The organism is Serratia sp. 4542 (assembly GCF_016805595.1).
Classification (GTDB): Bacteria; Pseudomonadota; Gammaproteobacteria; order Enterobacterales; family Enterobacteriaceae; genus Serratia; species Serratia nevei.
In genome coordinates this window covers 163825-181148 of the sequence record NZ_RXKV01000005.1, presented here as the reverse complement: position 1 = coordinate 181148, position 17324 = coordinate 163825, and the positions used below count along the sequence as shown (strand labels likewise).

Genomic DNA, 17324 nt, shown 5'->3' with positions numbered 1-17324 from the left:
CGCGATTAAGCGATAACTTTAGCAACAACACCAGCGCCTACAGTACGGCCGCCTTCACGGATTGCGAAACGCAGACCGTCGTCCATCGCGATTGGGTGAATCAGGGTTACAACCATGTTCACGTTGTCGCCTGGCATTACCATCTCTACGCCTTCTGGCAGTTCGATGGTACCGGTCACGTCAGTAGTACGGAAGTAGAACTGTGGACGGTAGCCTTTGAAGAATGGCGTGTGACGACCACCTTCATCTTTGCTCAGGATGTACACTTCAGATTCGAACTGGGTGTGCGGCTTGATGGAGCCTGGCTTAGCCAGTACCTGACCACGTTCGATTTCTTCACGTTTGATACCACGCAGCAGAACACCTACGTTCTCACCAGCACGGCCTTCGTCCAGCAGTTTGCGGAACATTTCAACGCCAGTACAGGTAGACTTAACGGTGTCTTTGATACCAACGATTTCAACTTCTTCGCCAACTTTGATGATACCGCGCTCAACACGACCGGTAACAACGGTACCACGACCGGAGATGGAGAATACGTCTTCGATTGGCAGCAGGAACGGCTTGTCGATAGCACGCTCTGGCTCTGGAATGTAGCTGTCCAGGGCTTCGGCCAGTTCGATGATTTTCGCTTCCCACTCAGCTTCGCCTTCCAGCGCTTTCAGCGCGGAACCGCGGATTACCGGCAGGTCGTCGCCTGGGAAGTCGTAAGCGGACAGCAGTTCGCGAACTTCCATTTCTACCAGTTCCAGCAGCTCTTCATCATCTACCATGTCGCATTTGTTCATGAATACGATGATGAAAGGAACGCCAACCTGACGACCCAGCAGGATGTGCTCACGAGTCTGAGGCATTGGGCCGTCAGTCGCAGCTACTACCAGGATCGCGCCGTCCATCTGAGCAGCACCGGTGATCATGTTTTTCACGTAGTCGGCGTGCCCTGGGCAGTCAACGTGCGCGTAGTGACGAGTCGGGGTGTCATATTCAACGTGAGAGGTGTTGATGGTGATACCACGAGCTTTTTCTTCTGGCGCGTTATCGATCTGGTCGAAAGCACGTGCAGAACCGCCGTAGGTTTTAGCCAGTACGGTGGTGATCGCTGCAGTCAGGGTAGTTTTACCGTGGTCAACGTGGCCGATAGTACCAACGTTAACGTGCGGTTTTGTACGTTCAAATTTTTCTTTAGACACGGCTATATTCCTTACTATAGCGCTCTCCCCTTCTGGAGAGAGCACGGGACTTTGGTTTTAACCCTGCGGCTTATTTGCCACGGGCTTCGATTACGGCCTGAGCGACGTTGTTCGGTGCATCATCATACTTCAGGAATTCCATGGTGTATGATGCGCGACCTTTAGTCAGAGAACGCAGCTGAGTTGCGTAGCCGAACATTTCGGACAACGGTACTTCAGCGTGGATCTTAACGCCAGTCACTTCAGATTCCTGACCGCGCAGCATGCCGCGACGACGGCTCAAGTCACCGATAACGTCACCGGTGTTCTCTTCTGGAGTCTCAACTTCAACCTTCATGATAGGCTCAAGCAGAACTGGTTTCGCTTTCTTAAAGCCTTCTTTAAAGGCGATAGACGCGGCCAGTTTAAACGCCAGTTCAGAGGAGTCAACGTCGTGGTAAGAACCGAAGTGCAGACGAATACCCATGTCTACTACCGGGTAACCAGCCAACGGACCAGACTTCAGCTGCTCCTGGATGCCTTTATCAACGGCAGGGATGTATTCGCCAGGAATTACACCACCTTTGATGTCGTTGATGAACTCGTAACCTTTCGGGTTAGAGCCCGGCTCCAGTGGGTACATGTCGATCACAACGTGACCGTACTGACCGCGACCACCAGACTGCTTGGCGTGCTTACCTTCAACATCGGTAATCTTCGCGCGAATCGCTTCGCGGTAAGCTACCTGAGGTTTGCCCACGTTAGCTTCAACGTTGAATTCACGCTTCATGCGGTCAACGATGATGTCGAGGTGCAGTTCACCCATACCGGCGATGATGGTCTGGTTAGACTCTTCGTCAGTCCATACGCGGAATGACGGGTCTTCTTTAGCCAGACGGCCCAGAGCCAGACCCATTTTTTCCTGGTCAGCTTTGGTTTTCGGTTCAACGGCGATAGAGATTACCGGCTCAGGGAATTCCATACGCTCCAGGATGATTGGAGAGTCTGGGTCACACAGGGTGTCCCCGGTGGTCACGTCTTTCAGACCGATCGCAGCGGCGATGTCGCCTGCGCGAACTTCTTTGATCTCTTCACGCTTGTTAGCGTGCATCTGAACGATACGGCCGAAACGCTCGCGCGCAGACTTAACGGAGTTCAGCACGGTGTCGCCGGAGTTAACAACGCCGGAGTACACGCGGAAGAAGGTCAAGTTACCTACGAACGGGTCGGTAGCGATTTTGAACGCCAGAGCAGAGAACGGCTCGTCATCACTTGCGTGACGCTCAGCCGGAGTGTCTTTACCGTCGTCCAGGATACCGTTGATCGCAGGAACGTCAGTTGGTGCCGGCAGGTATTCGATTACCGCATCCAGCATCGCCTGCACGCCCTTGTTCTTGAACGCAGAACCACAGGTAACCAGGATGATTTCGTTGTTCAGTACGCGCTGACGCAGAGCGGATTTGATTTCTTCCTCGGTCAGCTCTTCGCCGCCCAGGTATTTTTCCATCAGCTCTTCGGAAGCTTCCGCAGCGGACTCGATCAGGTTCTGGCGCCATTCTTCAGCCAGATCCATCATGTCAGCCGGCACGTCTTCGTATTCGAAGGTTACGCCTGCGTCTTCTTCGTTCCAGTTGATCGCCTTCATCTTCACCAGGTCGATAACGCCGGTGAATTTGTCTTCTGCGCCGATAGCCAGCTGCAGAGGAACAGGGTTAGCGCCCAGACGAGATTTGATCTGGCCAACAACTTTCAGGAAGTTAGCACCCATACGGTCCATTTTGTTAACGAACGCGATACGTGGCACTTTGTATTTGTTAGCCTGACGCCATACGGTTTCAGACTGTGGCTGAACACCACCAACAGCACAGTAAACCATTACCGCGCCATCCAGCACACGCATGGAACGTTCTACTTCGATGGTGAAGTCAACGTGCCCTGGGGTGTCGATGATGTTTACGCGATGCGGTTCGAACTGCTTGGCCATACCAGACCAGAAAGCAGTAGTCGCTGCAGAAGTGATGGTAATACCACGCTCCTGCTCCTGTTCCATCCAGTCCATGGTGGCAGCGCCGTCATGAACTTCACCGATTTTGTGGTTTACACCGGTGTAGAACAGAATACGTTCGGTAGTGGTGGTTTTACCGGCGTCGATGTGAGCACTGATACCGATGTTGCGGTAGCGTGCAATGGGTGTTGTACGAGCCATTTGATTCCTCTATTCCTAGGGCGTTCAAGTTCAGTTAACCCAAGCGGGCCGATTTGACGCGCCCGCTTGGTTAGCATGACTACAGCCGGGTGATTACCAGCGGTAGTGGGCGAACGCCTTGTTGGCTTCGGCCATACGGTGAACGTCTTCACGCTTCTTAACAGCAGAACCTTTGTTCTCTGCTGCGTCAGACAGCTCGTTCGCCAGGCGCAGAGCCATGGATTTATCACCGCGTTTACGTGCAGCATCAACGATCCAACGCATTGCCAGAGCATTACGACGAACCGGGCGGACTTCAACTGGTACCTGATAAGTAGAACCGCCAACGCGACGCGACTTAACTTCTACAGTCGGGCGAACGTTGTCGAGAGCGACTTCGAAAGCTTCCAGGTGATCTTTACCAGAACGCTGAGCCAGGGTCTCCAGCGCGGTATAGACGATTGCTTCTGCAGTAGATTTTTTACCGTCTACCATCAGGATATTTACAAATTTGGCCAGCAGCTCAGATCCGAACTTAGGATCTGGCAGGATTTTACGTTGGCCGATTACGCGACGACGTGGCATGGAAATACTCCGTTGTTAATTCAGGATTGTCCAAAACTCTACGAGTTTATTTTGACATTAAAGTTAAAACGTTTGGCCTTACTTAACGGAGAACCATTAAGCCTTTGGCTTCTTCACGCCGTACTTGGAACGAGCTTGCTTACGGTCTTTAACACCGGAGCAGTCAAGTGCACCACGGACGGTGTGGTAACGCACACCTGGCAGGTCTTTTACACGACCGCCACGGATCAGGATTACGGAGTGTTCCTGCAGGTTGTGGCCTTCGCCACCGATGTAGGAAGTTACTTCGAAACCGTTGGTCAAACGCACACGGCAAACTTTACGCAGTGCGGAGTTTGGTTTTTTCGGGGTAGTGGTGTATACGCGGGTGCATACGCCACGTTTCTGCGGGCAGGCTTCCAGCGCTGGAACGTTGCTTTTAGCAGCCTTCACAGAGCGTGGTTTGCGAACCAGCTGGTTAATTGTTGCCATTAAAAAAGCTCCTGGTTTTTGCTTCGTACTAGCTTCGTAAACATGTGATAAATCCCCTCGTATGCACTATTGGCAAAGTACGAGGACGCAGAATTTTAGGGCTGACCAGTATGGGTGTCAAGAAATATACAACATCACTCTCATCACCAGGCCATTTGGCTGCGGTGTTGTTCGGTTAATTCAACGAAGTGATTATAGCCGACGACAGTGATTTTGTGCGAGAAATGACCAACCAATCCCCGGGCTTCCAGGTCGTCCTGCAGCGCGTAAAGGGATATGGGGGCGGCGAGCAGCAATTCAAGATGGGCGCTGCCGGCAAGGCCGGCAAGCACGCCGTCCTGCAGCAGCAGCAGCGCGTCGCCCTCTGCCGTCAGGCGCAGCAGCGCAGGTAAGTCACATTGGTTTGGCGAATGGCTCAGGGTATACAGCATCAAAGGATCCTAAAACGTCATCACGGCGTCGTAGCCGGCCAGTTCGCGGCGCAGTTCGTCCGGCGCCAACACCTCGGCGTCCAGCACCCAATCGGTCACCTGGCTCAGCCCACGCTCCTGCAGCGAAGCCTGGCACAGATAGCAGCGCTCCACGTCATACAGCGGCAGCACGCCGAAGGTGGCAATGTAATTGCGCGCCAAAATCTTTTCCGGTTGCTGGCCCGGCAACAGCTGCAATACGCCATCGCCGACAAAAAACACCCCCAAGTCTTCGCTGAGCGCCGACGTGGCGAGCAGCGCATCCAGCCCTTCCCTGCCGCCGGCGCCGCCGTGCGGCCCGTGGGTGAAAACAAAAGCGACTCGTTTCATCATATCCTCAGAACTGCACCAGACGGTCGCAACTCAGCGACGCTTCGGCCAGGGAACCCAGCCCGCTCAGGGTAAAACCGGGCTGCAGGTTGGCGCTTGCCAGCCCCTGCTGCGCCGCCTCCTGCTCGTCGGTGACGCCACGACGCAGCGCAGCAGCAACGCAGACGTTGAGCGCCACGCCGTGTTGCTGCGCCAGCTGCGCCCAGCCGCGCACCAGGTCGAACTCGTCACTGGCCGGCGCGGTCAGCTGGTTGGCGTTCAACACCCCTTCACGGTAGAAAAAAACGCTGGAAAGCCGGTGCCCTTTCGCCAGCAAAGCCTGAGCGAACTGATAGGCGCTGCTGGCCTGCTGCGTGCCGTAAGCCGGGCCGGTGACCAACAGGCAATAATCGAGCATCAACGGTCGCTTCCCAACAGATCGCCGCTCTTGAACTGGCGGATATACAGATACACGGTGTGTTTGGAGATATTCAGGCGATCCGCCACCTGGTTGATCGCATCCTTGATGTCGAAGATGCCTTTCTCATAGAGATTGAGCACCACCTGACGATTCTTGGCATTATTGGACACCGAGCGGTCGGCGTTCACCTCTTCGATGGTGAACTCCAGCGTCTGCGCCACCAGATCGTCGACGGAAGAAGCGAAATTCACCGACGACGGCACGTCCTGCGTGGCCGGCGGCATAAAGGTCTGCATGATCTGCGAGAACGGCACGTCGAGGTTCATGTTGATGCACAGCAAGCCGATCACCCGCTGCTCGCGATTGCGAATGGCGATGGTCACCGACTTCATCAACACGCCGCTCTTGGCGCGGGTAAAGTAGGCTTTCGACACGCTGCTGTCGTCGCCGGCCATGTCGTGCAGCATGCGCAGCGCCAGATCGGTGATCGGCGAGCCGATTTTACGCCCGGTATGTTCACCGTTGGCGATGCGTACCGCAGAGCTGTTCAGGTCTTCCAGCGCGTGCAGTACGATCTCGCAGTGGCCGCCGATCAACATCGCCAACCCGTCGACCACCGCTTCATAGGATTTCAGGATTTCATGATCCGTTTGAGTAAACGGACGTTCATTCAGCAAATCAAGTTCGCTGGCTTCGCTGGATAAAAGCGAATTCGACATCGAAGATACCACCCTCATAGATCGCCTGTGCCAGGGGGCGCAGCTAAAACCGCTCGGACCGGATCGCTGCCGTCGTCGGCACGCCGCAGCGCGGCCGGCTGAGAGCGGCATCAAACGGCACGATGACATCCGCGGGCGAGGCGGCCGGGAACAATTTTAGGTACACGCCCTAAGGGGCAGACGCATGACTGATAAATCAGAATTATTAGTCTAGCAAAGCGGCCGGAGCAAAGTCCTTGCGTTTGCGCGTGGTATTGACGTTAAGCCCGATGCCCGGCAGGCGTCAAGCGTTCAATGGAGAGAGAGGCGGCGGCTGCCGAAATGAAAACCGCCGCGGAGGGCATCCGCGGCGGTGGCAAACAGAGCGACGATGTTATTTCGCTTTGGTAGCGGCTTTCGCGTCAGCCGGTTTTTCAGCTTTAGCGTCGGCTTTCGGCGCCGCTTTCACGTCCAGCAGCTCAACGTCGAAGACCAGCGTGGAGTTAGCCGGGATGCCCGGAACGCCGGTTTTACCGTAGGCCAGCGCCGGTGGGATCACCAGCTTGATTTTGCCGCCTTTCTTGATGTGCTTCAGGCCTTCGGTCCAGCCTGGGATCACGCCGTCCAGACGGAACGACAGCGGCTCGCCGCGGGTGTAGGAGTTATCGAACTCGGTACCGTCGGTCAGGGTGCCTTTGTAGTTCACTACCACGGTGTCGCTGTCTTTCGGTGCTTCACCCGCGCCCGGTTTCTCTACCTGGTACAGCAGGCCGGATTCGGTTTTCTTCACGCCTTTTTCTTTAGCGAAGCTGTCGCGGTACTTGGCGCCTTTGGTTTCGTTGTCCTTGGCGTCCTGTTCCATCTTCGCCTGAGCGGAAGCCTTCACGCGCGCTTCGAAGCCCTGCAGGGTCTTCTCGATGTCGGCATCGTTCAGCTTGCTCTTGTTGGCGAACGCGTCCTGAACGCCGGCGATCAGCTGATCTTTGTCCAGCTTGATGCCCAGCTTCTCTTGCTCTTTCAGAGAGTTGTCCATGTAACGACCGAGAGAGGCGCCCAGTGCGTAAGCCGCTTGCTCGTCGTCGTTTTTGAACTTGCCGGTGCTCGGTGCTGCTGCCGCGTCCGCTGGTTTAGCGGCTTCTGCCGGTTTGGCGGCATCGGCTGCCATGACCTGGGTCGCATTCAGAGCAAAAGCCATGGTGGTTGCCAGAAGCGTGACTTTAAACAAAGATTTCATCCATTTCTCCAGTGTCTGAAGCAATGCCCCAAACAATCATTAGGTAAGATAACCGGGCTACTATAGCTGCCTGAAACAAAACAAAACAGTCGCACAGGTAACCAATCGAGTCAAAGTGTGACTCCCGCTTTGCCAAGAAGTTTCCCACCGCGTGCTACTCGCATGATAAATCAGATTTTTCTTGCAGAATATTCGGCGAGGTTAGCAAAAAACGGCGTATCAGGCGCGCAACTTTTCAGCACTTTACACTGCCGATCGCAACGTTGCGCGCCGTCTGGAGAAATAGCGCGAGCAAACCCGGCGCCAGCTGTTACCATAGCGCCGAATCAGGATTTTATCGCGTCAGAGGTAGCCTCATGCACAACGCCGACACTCAACGCCTGCTACAGCGGCTTGAAGAACTGGAGAGCCGTCAGGCCTTCCAAGAGCTCACCATCGAAGAGCTCAACCAGACCGTCATCCAGCATCAAATGGAAATGCTGAAGATGCGCGAACATCTGCGCATGTTGACCGACAAGCTGCGCTCGACCCAAACCTCAATGATCGCCTCGCAATCGGAAGAAACGCCTCCGCCGCACTATTGAGGGCCCGCCATGCGGTTATTTCAGGCGTGCCAGCCCTGCGACGGCACGCTCGAGATACCGGCGCGGGCACCCCAGGTTGATACGGATAAAACCGCTCCCCTGCGGGCCGAAACCGTTGCCCATCGACGGCGCCAGCTTCGCCACCGCCACCAGCGCCTGCTGCAAGTCAGCATCGTTCAAACCCAGCGAGCGGCAATCCAGCCAGGCGAGATAGGTCCCTTCAGCCTGGGTCATCGTGCACCAGGGCGCGGCGTCCGCCAGCGCCTGCTTAAACCAACGCCGGTTCTCCGCCAGGTAGTCGAGCAGCTCATCAAGCCAGGCCGCGCCCCGTTGATAGGCCGCGGTCGCCGCCGTCATCGACAACGCGTTGAACACATCCAGCCCGTGGGCGTTCAGCCGATCGACAAACGCCTGCCGAAGCCAGGCATTGGGGATCAGGAAATTCGAAATGCGCAGCGAGGAAAGGCCGAACGTTTTGCTGGCGGACGTCGCCGCAATGACCCGCTCGCGATATTCCTCGCCCAGATGCAACACCGACGTAAACGTCTCGCCGGGCAGCAGCAGATCGGCCCAAATTTCATCGGAGATCACCGTGACGTCGTGGGCGTGGCAGAGCGCCATGAGCCGCTCCAGTTCATCACGGCGCCAGCAACGGCCGGTCGGGTTGTGCGGATTGCACAGCAACAACAGCGGCGGTTTACGCTGCGCCAGACAGGCGGCCAGCTGGTCGAAATCGATCCGGTATCCCTGCGGGGTTTCCAGCAGCGGGTTTTCAATCACCTCTCTGCCGTTCATGGTGACTATCTTGGCGAACGAGCCATAATACGGCCCCTGCACCACCACGCCATCCCCCGGCTTGCTGAGCAGTTGGATCAGCATCGCCAACCCCGGCACTACCCCTTCAATCGACGTGAACCATTCGCGCCGCAGCGGCAAGCCGTGCCGCTTGGCAAACCAGTCGATCGCCGCCTCATAGTAAGCGTCGTCGCGTTCGCTGTAGCCAAAGACGCCGTAGTCCACCCGCTGATGCAGCGCCTGCTGCACCTCCGGCGGGCACGGAAAGTCGAAATCGGACACCCACATCGGCAACAGTTCACTGCCGTCCAGTTGCAGATAGCGGTCGATGAAGTCCCACTTCACGGAGCCGGTGTTGTGGCGATCGATGATGGCGTTGAAATGACTCGTCATGTCAGGCTTCCTTACGCTGCAAGTCGTTCTGAGGTTGGAGTTTGGCGATACCGAAGCCGGTAAACCCATAAATCAGGGCGAACACCACCGCGGCATAACATTGGATCGCCCACGGCAGCAGATCGAGGGTGCTGACCCCCAGCGTGGTGGCCATGTAAATGCCGGCGGCCGTCCACGGGATCAGCGGTTCGATGACGGTGCCCGCATCTTCGACGGTGCGCGACAGATTTTTGTTGTCCAGCCCCATGCGTCGATAGGCCCCTTTGAACAGCTCCGCCGGGATCAGCAGCGCCAGCTTGCCGTCGCTGGTCGCGCCGGTCACCAGGATAGTGGTGGCAACGGTGGCGGCGATCAGCTGGCCGGTGGTGTGCACCACTTTCAACAGCCGGCTGATGATCACCGTCAGCGCGCCGGTCAGCGTCAGGGCGCCGGCGAAGGAAAAGGCGCAGAACACCAGCAGGATCGTACTCATCATCGAGAACATGCCGCCGCGGTTCAGCAGGCGCGGCACATCGGCGACGATCCCTTCGACGTTATGGCCCTGAGTGGCGAACATCGACAGATTGAAGCCGTCCATCAACGCATTCAGCCCCTGCTGCAGGCTAAAGCCCTGCAGCGCGACGCCGATGGCGATCGCCAGCGCGCAGGCGGCCAGCATGACGGGGATCACCGGCCGTTTGGTCACCGCGCCCCACAGCACCAGCACCGGCGGCAGGATCAGCAGCAGATTGAAGTGGTACAGCCCCTCGAGCGCACCGACAATTTCGGTCACTTTCTCGGGCGTTGCCACACTGCCCACCGCACCGGTGTGGCCGGCGATCAGGTACACCACGGCGGCCAGGATAAAACTCGGCAGCGTCGTGTACATCAGATGCTGGATATGGCTGTAGAGATCGGTATCCGCAACGATAGCCGCAAAGTTCGTCGAATCGGACAACGGCGAAATTTTGTCGCCGAAGTAAGCGCCGGACACCACCGCCCCGGCCGCGGCGGCCAGCGGCACGTCCAGACCGGCGGCCACGCCCATCAGCGCCACGCCCACGGTGCCGGCCGCCCCCCACGAGGTGCCGGTGCACACCGAGATCACGCTGGTGATGAAGAACGCGGCGATCAGAATGTATTGCGGGCTGATCAGCTTCAGCCCCCAATACACCATGTAAGGGATGGTGCCGCTGATCATCCAGGTGCCGATCAGGCCGCCCACGCAGATCAGGATCAGGATAACCGGCATCGCCTTCGCCAGCTTGGCCACGATGGCCTCGATGATGTCGTCCCAGCGGTAGCCTTGCCACCAGGCTAACGCGGCGGCGATGGCGGCGGAAACCAGCAGCAGCGGTTCAATGCGCAGGCCAAACTGGCCATAGCCGATGATGAGCAGCAACAGCATGGCCACAATCGGCAGCGTCGCCAGCCCAAGGTTGAGCGTTTTCTTATTATCCATATACGGCTCCTGTTGAAGATGGGGTACTGCAACAGCGTAATGGCTTTGGTAATCGGAGGATGTGAGCGCAGGCAACCGGCCATGTAATCGGTTTCATGAGATGGCGTTGTGTGAGCCGTCTCTCATTCGCCGAGCTTGCTTTGCTCATGCGGTTCGCCGTCGGCTACGGAGTCTCGCAGGACAAGTTCGGCCGAAAAGCGGTTGTTCCGTGGCGCGACGTCGCTGCCGCTGTGGATCTGTAGCGCCAGGCGCGCGGCACGCCGAGCCATTTTCTCGATGGGATAATGCACGGTGGTCAACGCAGGGTGGAGATACTTCGCCAGGGCAATGTCGTCAAAACCGACGATCGACAGCGCCTCAGGCAGCTGAATGTGCCGTTGGTGGCAGGTGCGCATCATGCCGGCGGCCATTACGTCGTTGAAGGTCACTGCGGCGGTGAAGCATGGGTCGCTGGCCAGCACGCGCTCGGCCGCCAGTTCGCCCCCTCGCTCGTTGAAGGGCACGCTGATGATCCAGCTGCCGGGTACCTCAATGCCGGCGGCGGCCATGGCCTTGCGGTAACCCGCTAACCGCTGCGCGCGGTCGTCGATCGGCAGATCCGCCGTCACGCAGGCAATTCTCCGATGCCCCTGGCGTATGAGCAACTCGGTCGCCGTCTGCGCCGCATTGGCGTTGTCGAGCCAGATGCAACGGTTGGCGATGGCGGGCAGATAACGATTGATCAGCACCAGCGCAGGCGTGTGGGCGGCGTAGCGCAGCAGCTCCTCCTCCCCCATGCGCGTGACGTGCGCCACGATGGCTTCGCATCCCTGGTTGATGAGAAAATCGAGGCCGCTTTTTTCCAGCTCGGCCTGATGCCCGCCGCTGCACAACATCAACCGCACGCCGGCCTGCCGCGTGATGTCTTCCACGCCCCGCGCCAGGCGTGAAAAAAACGGATCGTCGAGGTTGCCGGTCAGCAATCCCAGCATATTGCCGCTTCTTTTCGCCAGCGCTAGCGCGGCGGCGTTGCGATGGTAGTTAAACTCGCGCATCGCTTTCTCGACGCGTTCGCGGGTCACCGGTTCAACGTAGGCGGTATTATTGATCACCCGGCTGACGGTGGCCGTGGAAACGCCGGCGCGGCGCGCAACGTCTTTCATGGTGGCCATGGCATGTCCTGTTGTGCCGTTCGGCGCCCGGTGCGCCGCGCATAAAAAAGGGCAGCCGATGGCCGCCCTCTTGTCTCGTCACTGCGCTCTGCTTAGTGGCAGCCGCAGCCGCCGTTACCGCAACCACCTTTACCGTGGTCGTGACCATGGTCGTGATCGTGGCTGTGGCCGTGACCGCCGCAGCAGCCTTCACCGTGCTCGTGGTGATGGTCGTGCTCGCCGTGTACGTGGCCGTGCGCCAGTTCTTCTTCGGTCGCTTCGCGGATCGCGACAACTTCCACGTTGAAGTTCAGGTTTTGGCCGGCCAGCATGTGGTTGCCGTCAACCACCACGTGGTCGCCGTCAACTTCGGTGATTTCAACCGGTACCGGGCCCTGATCGGTGTCAGCCAGGAAACGCATGCCGACCTGCAGTTCGTCAACGCCCATGAAGACGTCTTTCGGTACGCGTTGCACCAGGTTTTCGTCGTAGTTGCCGTACGCGTCGTTCGCGCCGACGTGAACGTCAAAACGATCGCCAACGTCGTGGCCTTCGAGTGCTTTTTCCAGACCTGCGATCAGAGAACCATGCCCGTGCAGATAGTCCAGCGGTGCGCTCACCGGAGACTCATCAACCAAAACACCGTCTTCTGTACGTACTTGGTAAGCCAGGCTGACCACCAAGTCTTTTGCTACTTTCATGATATCTCCTACCGTTGGCTACTAGGACGCACACCGTTATCGGGATGCGCGCCTTTTCCGGACAGATTGTAACGGAAATCTGCCTCGCTGTACCCTCCGGGATAAAAAAACGCTACTTCGGCTGGAAAATGCCGATCACCTGCTCTTGCGGGCGAACGTGTTTTTCCACCTGTTGTTCGGTCTGGCGCTGATGGTGGCCGCACTTGACGCACTCCACCACCTCCACCTGATCCTCCCGCCATACCGCCAGCGTATCCATGGCGCTACAGCTCGGGCACACTGCCCCGGCGATAAATCTTTTACGTGTTGCAGACATCGTTATGCTCCCGCTTATTCGTATTCGTCCCAGCCGTCGAACTGGCGGCTTTCTTTTTGCATTTCGCGATGGAACAGCTCTTCCAGCTCGCGCCGCGCCTCTTTCACGCGGGAAATTTGCGCCACGTCGCCCTGATGCGGCGGCATCAGTTCACGCAGCATGCGCATATCCAGGCGGCGGAAATGCTGCTGGGCGCGGAAGGCCTGATGCGGGTGCATCCCCAACTCCATCAGCGCCTTGCGCCCCAGTTCCAGCGCGCTGGAGAAGGTTTCGCGGCTGAACTGTTTCACCCCCGCCTGCAGCAACTCATGCGCCTCCACGCGGCCGCGCGCCCGCGCCAGAATGCTCAGGTTCGGGAAGTGTTGCTGGCACAACCGCACGATCTCCATGGTGTCTTCCGGCTCATTGCAGGTGATCACGATCGACTTGGCCTTCTCGGCGCCCGCCGCGCGCAGCAGCTCCAGCTCGGTGGCATCGCCGTAATAAACCTTGTAGCCGTAGCGCCGCAGTACGCCAACGGCGCTGACGTCGCGCTCCAGAACGGTAATGCGCATTTTGTTGGCCATCAACAGGCGGCCGATCACCTGGCCGAAACGCCCGAAGCCGACGATGATCACCTGCGGATCGTCATCTTCCACGTACGGCGTCTCCTCGTCTTCGTCTTTGGCGTTATAGCGGCGCGCCAAAATGCGGTCTATGGCCTGCATCAGCAGCGGCGTGGTCATCATCGACAGCGTCACCACCACCAGCAGCAAAGAGAGTTGATCCGGCCGCAGCACCTTTTGGGCGCCCGCCGCCGAAAACAGCACGAAGGCGAACTCACCGCCCTGGCTGAGCACCCCGGCGAACTGCAGGCGCACCGAACTGCGCAGGCCGAACAGGCGCGACACGCCGTAGAGCACGCCGGATTTGACCGTCACCAGCACCAGCACGCCGATCAACACCTCGGCCAGATGGGTGTAGAGCACGCCGATATTCAACACCATGCCCACCGAGATAAAGAACAACCCCAGCAGCAGCCCTTTAAACGGCTCGATGGAAATTTCCAGTTCGTGGCGGTATTCGCTCTCCGCCAGCAGCACCCCGGCAATGAAGGTGCCGAGCGCCATCGACAGGCCGAGCGCTTCCATAAACAGCGCCGAGCCGAGCACCAGCAACAGCGCCGCGGCGGTGAAGATCTCGCGCACGCCGGAAGCGGCGATATAGCGGAACAGCGGCCGCAGCAGGAAACGGCCGCCGATCAGCATGCCGCCGAACGCCGCCACCTTAAGCGCGATCTTCGCCCAGTCGTCGCTGGTGCCGCCGGCGCCGGCCAGAATCGGGATCAGCGCCAGCGCCGGGATCACCGCCATATCCTGGAACAGCAGCACCGAGAAGCCGAGCTGCCCCCCTTCGTTGCGGTTCATGCCCTTCTCGCGCATCAGCTGCAGCGCCATGGCGGTGGAAGACATCGCCAGGCCGACGCCGCCGATCACCGCCGCCTGCCAGGCGAAGTGCGTCAGGTACAGCAACGCGCCCAGCACCGCCGCGGTGATCAACACCTGGCCGGCGCCGGCGCCGAAGATCGAACGCCGCAGCTCCCACAGCTTGCTGGGGTTCAGCTCCAGGCCGATGATGAACATCAGGAACACCACGCCCAGCTCGGAGAAGTGCAGGATCTCGTCGACGTCGCGAATGAAGCCCAATCCCCAGGGGCCGATGGCGATGCCGGCGATCAGATAGCCCAGCACCGCGCCGATCCCCAGGCGACGGGCGATCGGCACCGTCACCACCGCGGCGAACAGGAACAGTAAAATGGCGGTCAGTAAGGTCGATCCTTCCATGCTCACCGCCCTCCGCGCGGCAGCGGGTGGCTCAGCCACTCGCCGTAGGCGTCCGCATGGCTGCGCAGCACCTCCGGCTTTTGCCGCCGCGCCCAATACACCACGAACGGCGTCAGCCAATGCATATGGCACATCCCGGCGGTCAGCTCGAACGGCCGCAGAATATCTTCCATCGGGTAGTGGTTATAACCGCCGGTGCGGTAGGCGCCTTCCGGTTCGCCGGTGGTGATCACCGAACGCCAGTATTTGCCCGCCAGCGCATTGCCGCCCACGCCGCTGGCAAAGCCACGCGACAGCACGCGATCCAGCCACTCCTTCAGCAGCGCCGGGCAGCTGTAGGTATACAGGGGATGCTGAAACACGATGACCTGATGCTCACGCAGCAGCTGTTGTTCGTGATGGATATCGATAAAAAAATCAGGGTAGTGCGCGTAGAGATCGTGCACGGTGACATGTTCCAACTGCTGCGCCGGTCGAAGCAAAACCCGGTTCGCCACCGAGTCATGGGATTCCGGATGGGCATACAGCAGCAAGACCTTGGGCGGCTGCGACATCATTCCCCTCCAAAGCGTCGTCAGGGTAGCGGTTTTCCGTTACCATGCATCGCAAAGACAAAAACAGCGCGCGGTGCGCGTTCTGTTACCTTAATGATAATTTAACATACTCTGAACATACGGCGCTTTATGATTGTATTCTCCTCGCTACAAATCCGACGCGGCATCCGCGTCCTGCTGAACAACGCCACGGCGACGGTTAATCCAGGTCAGAAGGTCGGCCTGGTGGGCAAAAACGGCTGCGGCAAATCCACGCTGCTGTCGCTGCTGAAGGGCGAGATCGCGGCGGACGGCGGCAGCTTCACCTTCCCCGGCAACTGGGCGCTGGCCTGGGTCAACCAGGAGACGCCGGCGCTGGACGTGCCGGCAATCGAGTATGTTATCGACGGCGACCGCGAGTTTCGCCAACTCGAAGCCGAATTGCAGGCGGCCAACGATCGCAACGACGGCCACGCCATCGCCACCCTGCACGGCAAGCTGGACGCTATCGACGCCTGGACCATCCGCTCCCGCGCCGCCAGCCTGCTGCACGGCCTCGGCTTCTCCAACGAACAGCTGCAAAGCCCGGTGCGCGACTTCTCCGGCGGCTGGCGCATGCGCCTCAACCTGGCGCAGGCGCTGGTGTGCCGTTCCGACCTGCTGCTGCTCGACGAACCGACCAACCACCTGGATCTCGACGCGGTGATCTGGCTGGAGCGCTGGCTGAAAAGCTATCCCGGCACGCTGGTGCTGATCTCGCACGACCGCGACTTCCTCGATCCGATCGTCGACAAGATCCTGCATATCGAACAGCAGACGATGAATGAATACACCGGCAACTATTCGTCGTTCGAACGCCAACGCGCCACCAAACTGGCGCAGCAGCAGTCGCTGTATCAGCACCAGCAAGAAAAAGTGGCGCACCTGCAAAGCTATATCGACCGTTTCCGCGCGCAGGCCACCAAGGCCAAGCAGGCGCAGAGCCGCATCAAGATGCTGGAGCGCATGGAGCTGATCGCCCCGGCGCACGTCGACAACCCGTTCACCTTCAGCTTCCGTCCGCCGGAAAGCCTGCCGAATCCGCTGCTGCGCATGGACAAAGTCAGCGCCGGGTATGGCGACAAAGTGATCCTGAAGTCAATCAAGCTGAACCTGGTGCCCGGCTCGCGCATTGGCCTGCTCGGCCGCAACGGCGCCGGTAAATCGACGCTGATCAAACTGCTGGCCGGCACTCTGGAACCGCTGAGCGGCGAGATCGGCCTGGCGAAAGGCATCAAGCTGGGTTACTTCGCCCAGCACCAGCTGGAATTCTTGCGCGCCGACGAATCGCCGCTGCAGCACCTGAGCCGCATCGCGCCACGGGTGCTGGAGCAGCAGCTGCGCGACTATCTGGGCGGTTTCGGTTTCCAGGGCGACAAGGTCAGCGAAGTGACCGAACGTTTCTCCGGCGGCGAGAAGGCGCGGCTGGTGCTGGCGCTGATCGTCTGGCAGCGCCCTAACCTGCTGCTGCTCGATGAACCGACCAACCACCTGGATCTCGACATGCGTCAGGCGCTGACCGAAGCGCTGATCGATTTCGAAGGCGCGTTGGTGGTGGTCTCGCACGACCGTCACCTGCTGCGTTCCACCACCGACGATCTGTACCTGGTGCACGACGGCCAGGTCGAGCCTTTCGAGGGCGATCTCGACGACTACCAGCAGTGGCTTGTCGACCTGCAGCGCCAGGAAAGCCAGCAGGACGCACCGGAAAAAGAGAGCGGCGGCAACAGCGCGCAGGCGCGCAAGGATCAAAAACGCCGCGAGGCGGAGTTCCGTACGCAGACCCAGCCGCTGCGCAAGCAGATCGCCAAGCTGGAACAGCAGATGGAAAAACTGGGCGCCGAACTGGCGGCGGTGGAGGAACAGCTGGCGGATTCCGCACTGTACGACATCAGCCGCAAGGCCGAGTTGACCGACTGCCTGCAAAAGCAAAGCCAGGCCAAATCCGCGCTGGAAGAGACGGAAATGACCTGGCTGGATGCACAGGAACAGCTGGAACAGTTAACGCAGGCGTTCGAAGCCTAAGC

General features: G+C 58.9%; 18 protein-coding genes. 2 read left to right on the top strand and 16 right to left on the bottom strand.

The window, feature by feature from the left end:
* Nucleotides 1–5: 5 nt before the first annotated feature.
* From tuf to fkpA, 9 genes are all read right to left on the bottom strand, one after another.
* Entirely contained in the window at nucleotides 6–1190 is a 1185-nt protein-coding gene (tuf, locus tag EKL15_RS06815; RefSeq protein ID WP_015376315.1) for an elongation factor Tu, read from the bottom strand.
* A 70-nt stretch (nucleotides 1191–1260) separates the two neighbouring features.
* Nucleotides 1261–3375 (bottom strand): elongation factor G, encoded by a 2115-nt coding sequence (fusA, locus tag EKL15_RS06810; protein WP_060428649.1) that lies wholly within the window; start codon nucleotides 3373–3375, stop codon nucleotides 1261–1263.
* A gap of 93 nt (nucleotides 3376–3468) precedes the next feature.
* Nucleotides 3469–3939, bottom strand: a complete 471-nt coding sequence (rpsG, locus tag EKL15_RS06805) for a 30S ribosomal protein S7 (protein ID WP_004956203.1) — start codon at nucleotides 3937–3939, stop codon at nucleotides 3469–3471.
* Nucleotides 3940–4035: 96 nt separating this feature from the next.
* Entirely contained in the window at nucleotides 4036–4410 is a 375-nt protein-coding gene (gene rpsL / locus EKL15_RS06800) for a 30S ribosomal protein S12 (RefSeq protein ID WP_004930426.1), read from the bottom strand.
* Nucleotides 4411–4553: 143 nt separating this feature from the next.
* Entirely contained in the window at nucleotides 4554–4841 is a 288-nt protein-coding gene (gene tusB, locus EKL15_RS06795; protein WP_019456119.1) for a sulfurtransferase complex subunit TusB, read from the bottom strand.
* A 9-nt stretch (nucleotides 4842–4850) separates the two neighbouring features.
* Entirely contained in the window at nucleotides 4851–5210 is a 360-nt protein-coding gene (tusC, locus tag EKL15_RS06790; protein WP_033636258.1) for a sulfurtransferase complex subunit TusC, read from the bottom strand.
* Between the two features lie 7 nt (nucleotides 5211–5217).
* On the bottom strand, nucleotides 5218–5607 hold the full coding sequence (gene tusD / locus EKL15_RS06785; RefSeq protein WP_015379269.1) for a sulfurtransferase complex subunit TusD: 390 nt from the start codon (nucleotides 5605–5607) through the stop codon (nucleotides 5218–5220).
* A complete protein-coding gene (locus tag EKL15_RS06780) occupies nucleotides 5607–6329 on the bottom strand; it encodes a transcriptional regulator (protein ID WP_004930418.1) in 723 nt (240 codons plus the stop codon). The genes tusD and EKL15_RS06780 overlap by 1 nt, the downstream gene beginning before the upstream one ends.
* A gap of 373 nt (nucleotides 6330–6702) precedes the next feature.
* On the bottom strand, nucleotides 6703–7542 hold the full coding sequence (gene fkpA / locus EKL15_RS06775; protein WP_038878056.1) for an FKBP-type peptidyl-prolyl cis-trans isomerase: 840 nt from the start codon (nucleotides 7540–7542) through the stop codon (nucleotides 6703–6705).
* Nucleotides 7543–7898: 356 nt separating this feature from the next.
* On the opposite strand from fkpA, the gene EKL15_RS06770 reads away from it, so the two are divergent.
* Nucleotides 7899–8126, top strand: coding sequence for a SlyX family protein (locus tag EKL15_RS06770; protein ID WP_033649297.1), 228 nt, complete (start codon nucleotides 7899–7901; stop codon nucleotides 8124–8126).
* Nucleotides 8127–8141: 15 nt separating this feature from the next.
* Here the strand turns inward: EKL15_RS06770 and EKL15_RS06765 are convergent, their stop codons facing one another.
* The 7 genes from EKL15_RS06765 to kefG form a co-directional block, all read right to left on the bottom strand.
* Complete coding sequence (locus EKL15_RS06765; protein WP_203089157.1) at nucleotides 8142–9314, bottom strand: MalY/PatB family protein; 1173 nt, start codon at nucleotides 9312–9314, stop codon at nucleotides 8142–8144.
* A 1-nt stretch (nucleotide 9315) separates the two neighbouring features.
* Nucleotides 9316–10755: a Na+/H+ antiporter NhaC gene (gene nhaC / locus EKL15_RS06760; RefSeq protein ID WP_070914498.1), complete on the bottom strand. Its 1440-nt coding sequence runs from the start codon at nucleotides 10753–10755 to the stop codon at nucleotides 9316–9318.
* 122 nt (nucleotides 10756–10877) lie between these two features.
* The gene (locus EKL15_RS06755) at nucleotides 10878–11906 is read right to left on the bottom strand and encodes a LacI family DNA-binding transcriptional regulator (protein WP_203089155.1); all 1029 of its coding nucleotides are present in this window, start codon (nucleotides 11904–11906) and stop codon (nucleotides 10878–10880) included.
* 92 nt (nucleotides 11907–11998) lie between these two features.
* Nucleotides 11999–12586 (bottom strand): peptidylprolyl isomerase, encoded by a 588-nt coding sequence (gene slyD, locus EKL15_RS06750; protein ID WP_038878063.1) that lies wholly within the window; start codon nucleotides 12584–12586, stop codon nucleotides 11999–12001.
* A 112-nt stretch (nucleotides 12587–12698) separates the two neighbouring features.
* Nucleotides 12699–12902, bottom strand: a complete 204-nt coding sequence (locus tag EKL15_RS06745; RefSeq protein WP_015379274.1) for a YheV family putative zinc ribbon protein — start codon at nucleotides 12900–12902, stop codon at nucleotides 12699–12701.
* A gap of 14 nt (nucleotides 12903–12916) precedes the next feature.
* Nucleotides 12917–14725 (bottom strand): glutathione-regulated potassium-efflux system protein KefB, encoded by a 1809-nt coding sequence (gene kefB / locus EKL15_RS06740; RefSeq protein ID WP_100396739.1) that lies wholly within the window; start codon nucleotides 14723–14725, stop codon nucleotides 12917–12919.
* 2 nt (nucleotides 14726–14727) lie between these two features.
* Nucleotides 14728–15279, bottom strand: a complete 552-nt coding sequence (gene kefG, locus EKL15_RS06735) for a glutathione-regulated potassium-efflux system ancillary protein KefG (RefSeq protein ID WP_033645385.1) — start codon at nucleotides 15277–15279, stop codon at nucleotides 14728–14730.
* A 129-nt stretch (nucleotides 15280–15408) separates the two neighbouring features.
* Between kefG and EKL15_RS06730 the strand changes: the two genes are divergently transcribed.
* Nucleotides 15409–17322, top strand: a complete 1914-nt coding sequence (locus EKL15_RS06730; protein WP_100396740.1) for an ABC transporter ATP-binding protein — start codon at nucleotides 15409–15411, stop codon at nucleotides 17320–17322.
* Nucleotides 17323–17324 lie beyond the last annotated feature (2 nt).

What these genes read in the sequence shown, in the direction of transcription:
- fusA (WP_060428649.1), bottom strand. Translation starts at nt 3,375, where the DNA reads ATGGCTCGTACAACACCCATTGCACGCTACCGCAACATCGGTATCAGT.
- EKL15_RS06770 (WP_033649297.1), top strand. Translation starts at nt 7,899, where the DNA reads ATGCACAACGCCGACACTCAACGCCTGCTACAGCGGCTTGAAGAACTG.
- EKL15_RS06745 (WP_015379274.1), bottom strand. Translation starts at nt 12,902, where the DNA reads ATGTCTGCAACACGTAAAAGATTTATCGCCGGGGCAGTGTGCCCGAGC.
- nhaC (WP_070914498.1), bottom strand. Translation starts at nt 10,755, where the DNA reads ATGGATAATAAGAAAACGCTCAACCTTGGGCTGGCGACGCTGCCGATT.
- rpsG (WP_004956203.1), bottom strand. Translation starts at nt 3,939, where the DNA reads ATGCCACGTCGTCGCGTAATCGGCCAACGTAAAATCCTGCCAGATCCT.
- EKL15_RS06765 (WP_203089157.1), bottom strand. Translation starts at nt 9,314, where the DNA reads ATGACGAGTCATTTCAACGCCATCATCGATCGCCACAACACCGGCTCC.
- tusC (WP_033636258.1), bottom strand. Translation starts at nt 5,210, where the DNA reads ATGAAACGAGTCGCTTTTGTTTTCACCCACGGGCCGCACGGCGGCGCC.
- fkpA (WP_038878056.1), bottom strand. Translation starts at nt 7,542, where the DNA reads ATGAAATCTTTGTTTAAAGTCACGCTTCTGGCAACCACCATGGCTTTT.
- kefG (WP_033645385.1), bottom strand. Translation starts at nt 15,279, where the DNA reads ATGTCGCAGCCGCCCAAGGTCTTGCTGCTGTATGCCCATCCGGAATCC.
- EKL15_RS06780 (WP_004930418.1), bottom strand. Translation starts at nt 6,329, where the DNA reads ATGTCGAATTCGCTTTTATCCAGCGAAGCCAGCGAACTTGATTTGCTG.
- EKL15_RS06730 (WP_100396740.1), top strand. Translation starts at nt 15,409, where the DNA reads ATGATTGTATTCTCCTCGCTACAAATCCGACGCGGCATCCGCGTCCTG.
- EKL15_RS06755 (WP_203089155.1), bottom strand. Translation starts at nt 11,906, where the DNA reads ATGGCCACCATGAAAGACGTTGCGCGCCGCGCCGGCGTTTCCACGGCC.
- slyD (WP_038878063.1), bottom strand. Translation starts at nt 12,586, where the DNA reads ATGAAAGTAGCAAAAGACTTGGTGGTCAGCCTGGCTTACCAAGTACGT.
- rpsL (WP_004930426.1), bottom strand. Translation starts at nt 4,410, where the DNA reads ATGGCAACAATTAACCAGCTGGTTCGCAAACCACGCTCTGTGAAGGCT.
- tusB (WP_019456119.1), bottom strand. Translation starts at nt 4,841, where the DNA reads ATGCTGTATACCCTGAGCCATTCGCCAAACCAATGTGACTTACCTGCG.
- tusD (WP_015379269.1), bottom strand. Translation starts at nt 5,607, where the DNA reads ATGCTCGATTATTGCCTGTTGGTCACCGGCCCGGCTTACGGCACGCAG.
- kefB (WP_100396739.1), bottom strand. Translation starts at nt 14,725, where the DNA reads ATGGAAGGATCGACCTTACTGACCGCCATTTTACTGTTCCTGTTCGCC.